Below are 13,353 nucleotides of genomic sequence, written 5' to 3' on the forward strand. Positions count from 1 at the left end.
CCTTTCCTTCCTTCTCGCCTACCGGGTTAGCTGACGGGTTCGGAGCAGGAAGGTCTCCTACGGGCCTCCTCTTGCGAGGGGGTCCGATTCACCCCAGGGACTGATGTGGGTCCCCGGCTCCCCAGGCTCGCGCCTGACGGGGACTCGGCGATCGCTGCCCGGTGCCGCGGGTGCGGCGGGCCGACTGACGGACAGCACGGCCGACGCTAGGCGGATCATCAGTCAATCGCCAAACAGACGCGTCTTTTTGTTGCGTACGCCACATCACATACAAGCAACCTCACCACTAAACGGACAAAAGAGGCTCCGGCGGAAAATCGCCGGAGCCTCTTGCGCAGTGCGTCAGTTGCCCGTCGTCCGGGCTCCCGTGAGGTCAGTTGGTGACGACGGTGACCTCGCCGATCCCGAGGGCCCGCACCGGCTCCTCGATCTGCGCCGCGTCGCCCACCAGGACCGTGACGAGCCGGTCCGCCGGGAAGGCCTTCACGACCGCCGTGGTCGCCTCCACCGTGCCGGTTTCGGCCAACTGCGCGTACAGCTGCGCCTGGTAGTCGTCGGGCAGCTCCTGCTCGACCTGGTCGGCCAGGGTGCCGGCGACCGAAGCGGCCGTCTCGAACTTCAGCGGGGCCACGCCCACCAGGTTCTGCACGGCCACATCGCGCTCGGCGTCGGTCAGACCGCCCTCCGCGAGGGTGCGCAGCACCTTCCAGAGGTCCTCCAGCGCCGGTCCGGTGTTGGGGGTGTCCACCGAGCCGCTGATGGCGAGCATGGAGGCGCCCTTGCCGTCGGCGGTGGAGCGCAGCACCTGGCCGAAGGCCCGCACCCCGTAGGTGTACCCCTTCTCCTCGCGCAGCACCTTGTCCAGGCGGGAGGTGAGGGTGCCGCCGAGGCAGTACGTGCCGAGCACCTGGGCCGCCCACACGCGGTCGTGGCGGTCCGGCCCGATGCGGCCGATCAGCAGCTGGGTCTGGACCGCGCCGGGCCGGTCGACGATGACCACGCGGCCGGTGTCGTCGGCGGTCACGGCAGGCACGGGGCGGGGCTCGGCGGTGTCGCCGGTCCAGGCGCCCAGGGTGTCCGCCAGTACGGCGTCCAGGTCGATGCCGGTCAGGTCGCCGACGACCACCGCGGTGGCGGTGGCGGGGCGTACGTGGGCCTCGTAGAAGGCGCGTACGGCGGCGGAGTCGATCCGGGCGACCGTCTCCTCGGTGCCCTGACGCGGCCGGGAGATCCGCTGGGAGGCCGGGAAGAGCTCCTTGGAGAGCTGCTTGGCGGCGCGGCGCTGGGGGTTGGCCAGCTCGTGCGGGATCTCGTCGAGCCGGTTGCGCACCAGCCGGTCCACCTCGGCGTCGGCGAAGGCGGGGGCGCGCAGCGCCTCGGCGAGCAGGCCCAGCGCCTTGGCCAGCCGGGAGGCCGGGACCTCCAGGGAGACCCGCAGGCCCGGGTGGTCGGCGTGCGCGTCGAGGGTGGCTCCGCAGCGCTCCAGCTCGGCGGCGAACTCCTCGGCGGAGTACTTGTCGGTGCCCTCCGACAGGGCGCGCGCCATGATGGTCGCCACGCCGTCCAGGCCCTCGGGCTCGGCGTCGAGCGGCGCGGCGAGGTTGATCTCGACCGCGACCACCTGCTGGCCCGGGCGGTGGCAGCGCAGCAGGGTCAGCCCGTTGGGCAGCGTCCCGCGCTCGGGGGCCGGGAAGGCCCACGGCTGCGGCTCGCCGGCCTGCGGGCGCGGGTGGAAGGTCATCGTGACGGCTGCGGTGTCGCTCACTGCTCCGCCCCCTCGTTCTCGTCGCTGTCGGCGTTCTCTTCGCCCTCTTCGCCCTCTTCGCCCCCGGTCCCGTCCGCCGCGAGCGGCTCGTAGACGAGCACCGCGCGGTTGTCCGGGCGCAGTCGGGCCGCGGCCACGGCCTGCACCTCCTCGGCGGTGATGTCGAGGACGCGCTGGACGGCGGTGAGGGCCAGCTGCGGGTCGCCGAACAGCACCGCGTACCGGCACAGTTCGTCGGCGCGGCCGGCCACCGTGCTCAGCCGGTCCAGCCATTCGCGCTCCAGCTGCGCCTGGGCGCGCTCCATCTCCTCGGCGGTCGGGCCCTCGGCGGCGAACCGCGCGAGCTCCTCGTCGACGGCCGCCTCGATGGCGGGGATCTCGACGCCGCTGGAGGTCTTGACGTCCAGCCAGCCCAGGGACGGCGCCCCGGCCAGGCGCAGCATGCCGAAGCCGGCGGCGACGGCCGTCTGGTCGCGGCGTACGAGACGGTTGTGCAGCAGCGAGGACTCGCCGCCGCCCAGGATGGTCAGGGCCACGTCGGCGGCGTCGCACTCGCGGGTGCCGTCGTGCGGCAGCCGGTAGGCGGCCATCAGCGCGCGGGCCGGGACCTCCTCGACGATCTCCTCGCGCAGCTGCTCCCCGATGACGTCGGGCAGCGAGCCGTCACGGGGCGGCTGCTTGCCGTCGTGGGAGGGGATGGTGCCGAAGTACTTCTCGATCCAGGCGAGGGTCTGCTCCGGGTCGATGTCCCCGACGACCGACAGCACCGCGTTGTTGGGCGCGTAGTACGTACGGAAGAAGGTGCGCGCGTCCTCCAGGGACGCGGCGTCCAGGTCGGCCATGGAACCGATCGGGGTGTGGTGGTACGGGTGGCCCTCGGGGTACGCCAGTGCGGTCAGCCGCTCGAAGGCGGTGCCGTACGGGACGTTGTCGTAGCGCTGGCGGCGCTCGTTCTTGACGACGTCGCGCTGGTTCTCCATGGACTCGTCGTCCAGGGCGGCCAGCAGGGACCCCATCCGGTCCGCCTCCAGCCAGAGCGCGAGCTCCAGCTGGTGGGTCGGCATCGTCTCGAAGTAGTTGGTGCGCTCGAAGCTGGTGGTGCCGTTGAGGGAACCGCCCGCGCCCTGGACGAGCTCGAAGTGGCCGTTGCCCGGTACGCTCGCCGAACCCTGGAACATCAGGTGCTCGAAGAGGTGAGCCAGGCCGGTGCGCCCCTTGACTTCGTGGCGCGAGCCGACGTCGTACCAGAGGCAGACCGCGGCGACCGGGGTCAGGTGGTCCTCGGACAGCACCACGCGCAGGCCGTTGGCCAGCCGGTGCTCGGTCGCTGTCAGGCCGCCGGAGCCGGCTCGGGCTGTGGCCGTGTGACCCATGGGCATGTGGTCCCTTCGATCGCGATGCAGAGATTTCCGTCAGACCTGCCACTGTATGCAAGCGCGTCGGCCACCGGATAAGTTCCCGGCCCAGACCTGGGTCGGAGTCGGCGTTGTCGGCGCCTCGGGCCACAATGGTCGGCGTCGTACCCCGCCGGACACCGGCGGGACCCAGCCAGACCCCGCCAGACCAGCCAGACACCCAGCACATCCCATTCTTGGTTAAGGAGCCGCGCAGCGATGGCCCGCCGCAGCACGAAGACCCCGCCGCCGGAGGATTTCGAGGAGAAGATCCTCGACATCGACGTCGTCGACGAAATGCAGGGCTCCTTCCTCGAGTACGCGTACTCGGTGATCTACTCCCGTGCCCTGCCCGACGCCCGGGACGGCATGAAGCCGGTGCACCGCCGCATCGTCTACCAGATGAACGAGATGGGTCTGCGTCCCGACCGCGGGTACGTGAAGTGCGCCCGCGTCGTCGGCGAGGTGATGGGCAAGCTCCACCCCCACGGCGACGCCTCGATCTACGACGCCCTCGTGCGCATGGCCCAGCCCTTCTCGATGCGCCTGCCGCTGGTGGACGGCCACGGCAACTTCGGCTCGCTCGGCAACGACGACCCGCCGGCCGCGATGCGTTACACCGAGTGCCGGATGGCCGACGCCACGTCGCTGATGACGGAGTCGATCGACGAGGACACCGTCGACTTCACCGCCAACTACGACGGCCAGGAGCAGGAGCCGGTGGCGCTGCCCGCCGCCTACCCGAACCTGCTGGTCAACGGCGCGTCCGGGATCGCGGTCGGCATGGCCACCAACATGCCCCCGCACAACCTCGGCGAGGTCATCGCCGCCGCCCGCCACCTGATCCGCTACCCGCACGCGGACCTGGAGGCGCTGATGCGCTTCGTCCCGGGTCCCGACCTGCCGACGGGCGGCCGGATCGTCGGGCTCTCGGGCATCAAGGACGCCTACGAGAACGGCCGCGGCTCCTTCAAGATCCGCGCGACGGTGGCCGTGGAGAACGTGACGGCCCGCCGCAAGGGCCTGGTCGTCACCGAACTGCCCTTCACGGTCGGCCCCGAGAAGGTCATCGCGAAGATCAAGGACCTGGTCGGTTCCAAGAAGCTCCAGGGCATCGCCGACGTCAAGGACCTCACCGACCGCGCCCACGGCCTGCGCCTGGTCATCGAGATCAAGAACGGCTTCCACCCGGAGGCCGTGCTGGAGCAGCTCTACAAGCTGACGCCGATGGAGGAGTCCTTCGGCATCAACAACGTGGCGCTGGTGGACGGGCAGCCGCTCACCCTGGGCCTCAAGGAGCTGCTGGAGGTCTACCTCGACCACCGCTTCGAGGTCGTCCGGCGGCGCAGCGAGTTCCGCCGCACCAAGCGCCGGGACCGCCTGCACCTCGTCGAGGGCCTGCTGGTGGCCCTCATCGACATCGACGAGGTCATCCGGCTCATCCGCGACAGCGAGAACTCCGCCCAGGCCAAGGCCCGGCTGATGGAGCGGTTCTCGCTGAGCGAGACGCAGACCCAGTACATCCTGGACACCCCGCTGCGCCGGCTCACCAAGTTCGACCGCCTGGAGCTGGAGTCCGAGCGCGACCGGCTGACGGGCGAGATCGACGAGCTGACCGGGATCCTGGAGTCGGACAACGAGCTGCGCAAGCTGGTCTCCGCGGAACTGGCCGCCGTCGCCAAGAAGTTCGGCACCGAGCGCCGTACGGTCCTGCTGGAGTCGGCGGGCACCGCGGTGGCGGCCGTCCCGCTGGAGGTCGCGGACGACCCGTGCCGGGTACTGCTGTCCTCGACGGGCCTGCTGGCCCGTACGGCGACCGGCGAGCCGCTGCCGCAGGACGGGGGCGGCGCCAGGGCCAAGCACGACCTGATCGTCTCGCAGGTCGCCGCGACCGCACGGGCCGACGTGGGCGCGGTCACCTCCGCGGGCCGGCTGCTGCGGCTCTCGGTGATCGACCTGCCGCAGCTGCCGGACACGCACGCAGCACCGAACCTCGCGGGCGGCGCGCCTCTCTCGGAGTTCCTCTCCGGGCTGGAGCCGGACGAGAAGGTGGTCTGCCTGACCTCGCTGGACGAGTCCTCCCAGGGTCTGGCGCTGGGCACCGAGCAGGGCGTGGTCAAGCGCGTCGTGCCGGACTACCCGGCCAACAAGGAGGAGCTGGAGGTCATCACCCTCAAGGACGGTGACCGGATCGTCGGCGCGGTCGAGCTGCGCACGGGCGAGGAGGACCTGGTCTTCATCACCGACGACGCCCAGCTGCTGCGCTACCCGGCCGGTCAGGTGCGTCCGCAGGGCCGCCCGGCGGGCGGTATGGCGGGCATCAAGCTCTCCCAGAACGCCAAGGTGATCCACTTCTCGGCGGTCGACCCGGGCCGGGACGCGGTGGTGTTCACGGTGGCCGGCTCGCACGGGACCCTGGACGACTCGATGCTGTCGGGGAAGCTGACCCCCTTCGACCAGTACCCGCGCAAGGGCCGGGCCACCGGCGGCGTGCGCTGCCAGCGGTTCCTGAAGGGCGAGGACCTGCTCGTGCTGGCCTGGGCCGGCGGTGCGCCCGCCCGGGCGGCGGCGGCGAACGGCGCCCCGGCCGAGCTGCCGGCGGCGGATCCGCGCCGGGACGGTTCGGGAGCGCCGCTGCCGGCGGCGGTGGCGACGCTGGCGGGACCCGCGCTGTAGGGATTCCGGACCGTTCGGGTGGTACGTCAGGGGGACGTACCACCCGAACGGCGACTAGTGTTTTCCCTCTGGCACTGTCGGGTGGGGCGGGAGAACACAGAGCTGATGAGTCGTCGGTCGGGCGGGTTGATCGGGGACTGGGCCGAGGCCCAGCGCCGGATGCAGCAGACACAGCTGATCCAGCACCGCGAGGCGGAACGCCGACAACGGGCGTACGAACGCGAGGCGGCCCGTAGTCACCGGCAGCACCGAGAGGCCGAGGCGCGTCGGCGCACCGCCGAGATCGACGCCGAGGTGGCCGCCCTGCAGGGCCTGCTGGTCGCGGGCTGCCGGGCGCCAGCGTTCCGGATGGCCACCCTGGTGCGGTCCGAACAGCTGGAGCCGTTCAGCCCCGGCACCCTGGCGCAGCCGGTACCCATGCCCCGCATGGAGCAGTTCCAGCACCAGAGCAGCGGGTGGACCCTCGGCTCGCCGAACCGGGCACAGGCCGAGCGGGACGCGCACGCCCGGTACACCCGGGCCTGGCAGACCGCCAACGCCGCCGAGGCGCAGCGCCAGCAGCAACTGGCTGTGTACCGGCAGCAGTACGACCAGTGGGCGGCGCAGCAGATCGCCGGGATCCGGGCGCACAACGAAGGGCTCACCGAGCTGGCCGGAGCGCTGCGCGCGGGTGCCCCGGAAGCGGTGGTCGAGTACTTCTCGGCCGCTCTCTACACCTCCACGGCCTGGCCCGAGGCCCTGCCCCGCCAGGTGGCGGCGGCGTACGACCCGGCCAAGCGCGAGCTGGTCCTCGACTGGGAGCTGCCGGGGTACACGGTGGTACCGGAGGCCCGGTCGGTCCAGTACCTGCCGAGCACGGACCAGGACAAGGTGAAGCCCCGGCCGGTCACGGAGCGACGGGGGCTGTACCGGGACCTGCTGGCGCAGTCCATGCTGCTGGTCGTGCGCGAGATGTACGCGGCGGACGAGTTCGGTGTGCTGGACGCGGTTGTGGTGAACGGCTTCGTCGAGTGCCCCGACCCCGTCACGGGTCAGGAGGCGCGGTTCGTGCTCGCCTCGGTGTCGGCGCCGCGCAGCACCTTCACCGGACTCCGCCTCGAGCAGGTCAGCGCGGTGGACTGCCTGGTGGAGGGGTTGCGCGGGCAGCTGTCGGCGCGGCCCGACCAGCTGACGGCCGTCCGCCCGGGGCGCAGGCCCGACGAAGTGGGTGGAGGAGTCGTCAGCCACGGCGGGCACGCGGCCGGCGGCGAGGAGGAGCCGGACCTCTTCGTGATGGACCCGATCGCCTTCGAGAACCTGGTGGCGGAGCTGTTCCGGGCGATGGGCATGGAGGCGGTGACCACACAACGGTCCGGCGACGGCGGCGTCGACATCGAGGCGAACGACCCGTCCCCGATCACCGGCGGCCGGATCGTGGTCCAGGTCAAGCGCTACCGCAACACCGTGCCGCCCACGGCGGTACGGGACCTGTACGGCACGGTCCAGGACAAGGGCGCGAACAAGGGGGTGCTGGTCACCACCTCGTCCTTCGGGCCGACGTCGTACACCTTCTCCAACGGCAAGCCGCTGGAGTTGGTTCCCGGGGAGAAGCTGGTGGAGCTCCTGCACCAGTACGGGCTGCGCGGGCGTCTCGGGGGCGGCCCTGGGGCAGCGGTACCGGCGCAGCGCGCTCCCGAACCGGAGCCGTCGGCCGACCACAACGTGCTCGGTATGACCTGGTCGGGCCGGGTGGCGCTGGACGTGTGCGCCCTGGTCTGCGCCGGCAACCGGGTGCTCAGCGAGGACCACTTCGTGTTCTTCAACAACCCGTGCACACCGGACGGTTCGGTGCGCGCCCGGGCGCACGCGGCGCCGGACAAGGCGGCGCTGGAGGTCTCCTTCGACGCGCTGCCCGCCGAGGCCGACCGGCTGGTGCTGGTGGCCGCCGTCGACCCGGAGGCCGATCCGCAGGCCGACCTGGCCGGTTTCACCGATGCCCGGATCCGGCTGCTGGACGCGGCGGGCGCGGAGGCCGGGCAGCTGGAGGTCTCCGACGGCCGGGCCGGGGAGACGGCGCTGGTGCTCGGCTCGTTCCGGCGCCGGTCGAACGGCGACTGGGACTTCGTGATCGGCGGGAAGGGCTACCGGGGCGGCCTGGAGGACCTGCTGCGCGAGTACGGCGTCGAGGTCGCCTAGAAGGCTCGGTTCCGGCGAGTCCGACGACGGGTCGCCGGAGCCGGTCCGGGTGGTGGCCGCGAACGTCGTGGCCTGGCGTCGCTGCGGGGTCGGCGGCCGGGAACTGCGCCCGGGGGCGAAGTTGTTCAAGGGCGGGGCCAAGGTGTACGTGGCCCATGTGTACTGCGGTCCCGGCGGCGACCGGTCACGGTGGCGGGGCGTGAACGGCACACCGGCCGGTGGATCGTCATCGACACCGCGACGCGCCACCTGTACGGCTTCCGGCCGCAGCTCGTGACACGCCGCGCGGTCCTGGAACGGCTGCGCGAGGAGCGCTACGCGCGCGGCTTCGCCACGGCGGACCACGCGGTGGAGGCCGCCCCGACGCTGGAACGGTACGCGCGGCGGTACCGCGCCGCGACAGCGCCGGGCAGTCCGCATCCGGACCGCTGCCTGTGCCACGCCTGCCTCACCGGCGAGGCCCTGTACACGGACGACTCCCGCGACGGGCCTGCCACCACCGATGAGGCGCGCGTCGGTCCGGATCACGCTCACCACGGGGAGAAAGTGTTATCGCCGCCCGCCCCGCGGGTCTCCTCATGTGTCAGGCCGAGTGGGCCGTCACACCTCCGAGGAGATGCGATGCAGTTGCGCGACGACGAGTTCGGGCAGGACGTGGGCAGGGCAGGGGTGGAAGGGACGGGGCACGAGCGGCCTTCCGGGCCGCGCCACGCGGGTGGGAAGGCCGGTGGCCGCCGTCGGACCCGCAGGAGGATGCCGGTGCCGGCGGCGGTCGCCACCGTGGTCCTGCTGACCGGAGCCGGGAGCGCGTACACGCTCATATCCGGCGAGGCTCCTGCCCGCAGCGCGGCAACGGCCTCCTCCTCCTCGTCCTCCGACGCCGTCGGCCCGGGCCCTCTGGGCGGCCCGTCGGGCGGCCCCGCCTCACCCGCCGTCGGGTCCGGTGCGGCGGAAGGGACCCCCACGGTCACGGCGACACCGGGCGCGAGCGCCACCTCCGCCTCCCCCTCGCGCACCGCGGCGTCGGCCGGACCCTCGTCCGGGCCGTCCGCGAAGACCGTCCGGCCCGCGCAGCCGACCCGCGGCCCTTCGGGCAACGGTCCGGTGGGACCGGATCCGAAGGTGCCCGGTGCCCGTACCTCTACGCAGGACGTCCGAACGGCCCAGTCGTTGTCGCTGCAGCTGCTCAACGGCGAACGGGCCACCGTCGGCAGGCCTCCGCTCGTGCTCAGGCAGGATCTCAGCGACTTCGCCCGCACATGGGCCGAGCACATGAAGAACAACGGATTCGGCCACTCCTCCAACGCGGAGCGGGCCTACCTGAACACCGGTTCGCGTACCTGGACGGGCGAGAACATCGTGTGGTGGAGCGATGCCTCGATGACCGCCCAGGAAGCCGCCGAGAAGTTCCAGTCGATGTGGCGGCACAGCCCCGGCCACTACAAGGCGCAGGTCAACCCGGAGTTCACCGAGGTGGGCGTGGGTCTCTACCACGACGCCTCCGGCTGGTGGGGCGTGCACAACTTCTCGGACGGCACGTAGGGGCCCCTGCCCGGCCCTCCGTGATCAATACACCAGGGGCGTCCCGGAGGTGTCCGGCTCGGAGACGTCCGGCTCCGGGTTGTCCGGCTCGGAGACGTCCGGCTCGGAGACCTCCGGCTCCGGGATGTCCGGCTCGGAAGTGTCCGTATCCGGGGCGTCGCCCCAGTCCTGCGCGGGCCGGTCGACGTATCGGAGCACGCCCCACATGCTCTCGGGGTTCGCGTCCTGCGGGGCCTCCTCGCGGCAGGCCTCCAGCGCGCGCACCAGCCCTTCGCCGTCGGTGCCCGCGCCGATCAGGACCAGCTGGGTCAGGCGTGCTTCGCCCCGCCCCCAGGGCTGCGGGACGAAGCGCAGGAAGCGGCCGACCGCCTGGACCTCGTAGCGCTCGTCGTGTCCGGTGACCCCGAACCACACGAAGCCCTTGATCCGGTAGAGCCCGGCCGGGCGCCGGTCGAGGAAGTCCATGAACCGGCGCGGGGAGAGGGCCCGCTCCGAGCGGAACTCCGTGCTCTCGTAGGCGGCGTGCGCGTGGGTGCAGTGGTCGTGGCCCTCGGCCTGCGCGAGCAGGTCCTCGAAGGACAGCTGTCCCCGGGTCTCGGTCCAGGGCCGGCGGTCGAAGAGCAGTTCCGGGTCGATGCGGCCGTGGTCGGCGCCCACGACCGGGGTGCCCGGCGCGCAGAGCGCGGCCAGTTCGGTCTCGATCCTGGCCCGTTCGCGCGCGTCGACCCGGTCGGTCTTGTTGAGTACCACCAGGTCCGCGACGGCGAGGTGGCGGTCGGTCTCCGGGTGTCGGGACCTGGTGTCGTCGAACTCCGCGGCGTCCACGACCTCCACCATGCCGCCGTACCGGACGGCCGGGTTCTCGCTGGCCACCAGCATGCGGATCATTTCCTGGGGCTCGGCCAGGCCGCTCGCCTCGATGACGATCACGTCGATCCGGTGGACGGGCGCGGCGAGCTTCTCCAGGTAGGCGTCCAGCTCGCTGCCGTCGACGGCGCAGCACAGGCAGCCGCCCCCGAGGGAGACCATGGAGTCCCCGACCTGGCCGGCCACCGACATCGCGTCGACCTCGATGGAGCCGAAGTCGTTGACGACGACCCCGATGCGGGTCCCGCCGCGGCTCGCGAGGAGATGGTTCAGCACGGTGGTCTTCCCGGATCCGAGGAATCCGGCGAGGACGACGACGGGGATGGGCTGCCTGCTGTTCACCCGGTCGATCGTAGCCAGGCCCGGTCAGTCCATCAGCGGCACCGGCTGCGGAGGGGTGGGTCCCGTGTACCGGGCGGCAGGTCGGATGATCTTCGAATCGGTGGCCTGCTCCAGGATGTTCGCGCTCCAGCCGACGACCCGTGCGGCGCAGAAGGTCGGGGTGAACATCTCGCGCGGCAGTCCGCACAGCTCCATGACCACGCCCGCGTAGAACTCCACGTTGGTGTGCAGCTCCCGGCCCGGCTTCAGCTCGGCGAGGATCTCCTCCACCTGGCGCTCGACCTCCACGGCGAAGTCCACCAGGGGGCCGCCGAAGCCGAGGGCGATGTCGCGCAGCATCCGCGAGCGGGGGTCCTCGGTGCGGTAGACGGGATGCCCGAAGCCCATGATCCGGTCGCCGGCGAGGACCCGTTCGCGGATCCACGGCCCGATCCGGTCCACCGTTCCGATCGCGTCGAGGGTGTCCAGGGCCCGGCTCGGGGCGCCTCCGTGCAGCGGGCCGGAGAGGGCGCCGACGGCTCCGGTCAGACAGGCGGCGACGTCGGCGCCGGTGGAGGCGATCACCCGGGCGGTGAACGTCGAGGCGTTGAAGCCGTGGTCGACGGTGGATATGAGGTACCGCTCGATCGCGCGGGCCCGGGCCGGATCGGGCTCCTCGCCGGTCAGCATGTAGAGGTAGTTGGCGGCGTACGGGAGGTCCTCGCGCGGCTCGACCGGCTCCAGGCCCAGGCCCAGCCGGTGCAGGGCGGTCAGCAGGGTCGGCACCGCGGCGCAGGCGGCCAGGGCGTCCGCCGTGCGGCGCGCCGGGGCGAGGTCGTAGACGGGGCGGAAGCCGGCGGACGCGCCGAGCAGCGAGAGCGCGGTGCGCAGTCCGGCGAGCGGTCCGGAGAGCCGGCCGGCGCGGGCGATCCCCGGCAGGGCCTCGCTCACCTCTTCGGGCAGTCGGCGCAGCCCGGCGGTCTCGGCGGCGAAGGCGGCCCGCTCGGCGGCGTCCGCCGGGAGCGTGCCGCGGAACATCAGGTGCCACACGTCCTCGAAACTGCGGCCGGCCGCGAGCTCCACGGCCGAGTACTGGCGGTAGTGGTAGAAGCCCTCCCGGCCCCGGACGTCGCCGAGCTCGGTTTCGGTGACCACGACTCCCGCGAGGCCCCGCGGTCCTTCGATGGTGCTGTCGGTGGTGTTCATGCATCGACCATCCATGATGGATTCAATCCTTGTCAATATTGATTGAATCAATACAACGGTCCATCTGTAGGGTGTTCGGCATGAGTGACCAGACGGACGGCGAACGCAGGCTCAGCACGCAGGAGGCGGCGCGGGTGCTCGGCGTGAAGCCGGCGACGGTGTACGCCTACGTCAGCCGGGGCCAGCTGGCCAGCCGCCGCGATCCGGCCGGGCGGGGCAGCAGCTTCGACGCCGCCGAGGTGGAGGCGCTGGCCCGGCGCAGCCGGCGCGAGGCGGCGGCTGCCGCTGTCGGCGAGCTCTCCGTCCGCACGGCGCTCACCCTCATCGAACCCGACCGGTTCTACTTCCGGGGCGTCGATGCCGTGGCCCTGGCCTCGCGGTACCGCTACGAGGAGGTCGCCGAGTGGCTCTGGACGGGAGCGCTCACCCCCGGGACCCGGTTCACCGCTCCCCCGGAAGCGCTGGAGGCGGCCCGGCGGGCGGTGGACGCCCTGCCCGCGCACAGCGGTCCGGTCGACCGGCTGCGGGTGGCGGTCGCCGCCGCCGCGGTGGCGGATCCGCTGCGCTTCGACCTGTCGGAGGAGGCCGTACTCGGCTCGGCCCGCTGCCTGATCCCGACGCTGGTCGGCGCACTGCCCGCGACGGGCACCGGGTGGGCCGGCGACGGCCGGGTCGCCCGGCAGCTGTGGTCCCGGCTGACCCCGCGGGAGCCGGACCCGGACGCGCTCGCCGTACTGGACCTGGCACTGGCGCTGCTGGTCGACCACGACCTGGCCGCCTCCACGCTGGCCGTACGGGTGGCGGCGTCGGCGCGCGCGCATCCGTACGCGGCGGTGTCGGCCGGGCTCGGCGCGCTCGAAGGACCGCTGCACGGTGCCGCGGGTCGGCTCGCGCACCGGATGCTGGTGGAAGTCCTCGAACAGGGCGGGGCCGCGCCGGTGATCGCCGAGTACCTGCGGGCCGGACGCCGGGTCCCGGGCCTGGGCCACCGCCTCTACCAGGGCGAGGACCCCCGGGCGGGGGCGCTGTTCGCCCGCCTGGAAGGGCTGGAGCAGGCCGGACCCGCCCTGGCCGCGGCCCGCGAGGTGGCCTCGGTGATGGCCCGTCAGGGCGGGCTGCACGCCAACGTGGATCTGGCACTGGCGGTCCTGACGGTGTCGTGCGGCATGGCCGCCGAGGCCGGCGAGACGGTCTTCGCGGTGGCCCGCACCGCGGGATGGATCGCCCACGCCCTGGAGGAGTACCAGGAACGCCCCCTGCGCATGCGGCCCAGCGGCCAGTACCACGGACCCCGCCCGCCCCGGCCGATGCCCTGAAGGACGTCCGCCGGGCCTGCCGACGGCGCCCGGACCGCGCGGGACGTGAGTGGCGTATCCGACAAGCGGGGCGCAAACGTTCCGCTTGCGG

The 13,353-nt window shown here is 72.4% G+C and carries 8 protein-coding genes and 1 riboswitch; of the genes, 4 read left to right on the forward strand and 4 right to left on the reverse strand.

Going from position 1 to position 13,353, the window contains the following annotated elements; genetic code table 11:
- A riboswitch (cyclic di-AMP (ydaO/yuaA leader) is annotated at nucleotides 1-160 on the reverse strand.
- 213 nt (nucleotides 161-373) lie between these two features.
- Nucleotides 374-1,741 carry a M16 family metallopeptidase gene (locus ACIPXC_RS09180; protein ID WP_401615283.1) on the reverse strand — a complete coding sequence of 456 codons (1,368 nt, stop codon included), beginning with the start codon at nucleotides 1,739-1,741 and terminating at the stop codon, nucleotides 374-376.
- Nucleotides 1,742-1,761: 20 nt separating this feature from the next.
- Nucleotides 1,762-3,138 (reverse strand): M16 family metallopeptidase, encoded by a 1,377-nt coding sequence (locus tag ACIPXC_RS09185; protein WP_401615134.1) that lies wholly within the window; start codon nucleotides 3,136-3,138, stop codon nucleotides 1,762-1,764.
- Nucleotides 3,139-3,378: 240 nt separating this feature from the next.
- Between ACIPXC_RS09185 and ACIPXC_RS09190 the strand changes: the two genes are divergently transcribed.
- From ACIPXC_RS09190 to ACIPXC_RS09200, 3 genes are all read left to right on the forward strand, one after another.
- Complete coding sequence (locus ACIPXC_RS09190) at nucleotides 3,379-5,835, forward strand: DNA topoisomerase (ATP-hydrolyzing) subunit A (protein WP_401615136.1); 2,457 nt, start codon at nucleotides 3,379-3,381, stop codon at nucleotides 5,833-5,835.
- Nucleotides 5,836-5,940: 105 nt separating this feature from the next.
- Nucleotides 5,941-8,010, forward strand: a complete 2,070-nt coding sequence (locus ACIPXC_RS09195) for a restriction endonuclease (protein WP_401615138.1) — start codon at nucleotides 5,941-5,943, stop codon at nucleotides 8,008-8,010.
- 759 nt (nucleotides 8,011-8,769) lie between these two features.
- Nucleotides 8,770-9,552 carry a CAP domain-containing protein gene (locus ACIPXC_RS09200; protein WP_401615139.1) on the forward strand — a complete coding sequence of 261 codons (783 nt, stop codon included), beginning with the start codon at nucleotides 8,770-8,772 and terminating at the stop codon, nucleotides 9,550-9,552.
- Between the two features lie 24 nt (nucleotides 9,553-9,576).
- Here ACIPXC_RS09200 and ACIPXC_RS09205 read toward each other — a convergent pair whose 3' ends face one another.
- Complete coding sequence (locus ACIPXC_RS09205) at nucleotides 9,577-10,761, reverse strand: CobW family GTP-binding protein (RefSeq protein WP_401615142.1); 1,185 nt, start codon at nucleotides 10,759-10,761, stop codon at nucleotides 9,577-9,579.
- Nucleotides 10,762-10,785: 24 nt separating this feature from the next.
- Nucleotides 10,786-11,946: a citrate synthase/methylcitrate synthase gene (locus ACIPXC_RS09210; protein WP_401615144.1), complete on the reverse strand. Its 1,161-nt coding sequence runs from the start codon at nucleotides 11,944-11,946 to the stop codon at nucleotides 10,786-10,788.
- Nucleotides 11,947-12,026: 80 nt separating this feature from the next.
- Between ACIPXC_RS09210 and ACIPXC_RS09215 the strand changes: the two genes are divergently transcribed.
- Nucleotides 12,027-13,262, forward strand: coding sequence for a citrate synthase (locus ACIPXC_RS09215; protein WP_401615146.1), 1,236 nt, complete (start codon nucleotides 12,027-12,029; stop codon nucleotides 13,260-13,262).
- The last annotated feature ends 91 nt before the right edge of the window (nucleotides 13,263-13,353 follow it).

Origin of the sequence: Streptomyces sp. NPDC090021, assembly GCF_044748225.1 — a bacterium.
Classification (GTDB): Bacteria; Actinomycetota; Actinomycetes; order Streptomycetales; family Streptomycetaceae; genus Streptomyces.

Bases quoted from the DNA above. Each gene is read 5' to 3' on its own strand.
- ACIPXC_RS09180 (WP_401615283.1), bottom strand. From the start codon at position 1,741: ATGACCTTCCACCCGCGCCCGCAGGCCGGCGAGCCGCAGCCGTGGGCC.
- ACIPXC_RS09185 (WP_401615134.1), bottom strand. From the start codon at position 3,138: ATGGGTCACACGGCCACAGCCCGAGCCGGCTCCGGCGGCCTGACAGCG.
- ACIPXC_RS09190 (WP_401615136.1), top strand. From the start codon at position 3,379: ATGGCCCGCCGCAGCACGAAGACCCCGCCGCCGGAGGATTTCGAGGAG.
- ACIPXC_RS09195 (WP_401615138.1), top strand. From the start codon at position 5,941: ATGAGTCGTCGGTCGGGCGGGTTGATCGGGGACTGGGCCGAGGCCCAG.
- ACIPXC_RS09210 (WP_401615144.1), bottom strand. From the start codon at position 11,946: ATGAACACCACCGACAGCACCATCGAAGGACCGCGGGGCCTCGCGGGA.
- ACIPXC_RS09215 (WP_401615146.1), top strand. From the start codon at position 12,027: ATGAGTGACCAGACGGACGGCGAACGCAGGCTCAGCACGCAGGAGGCG.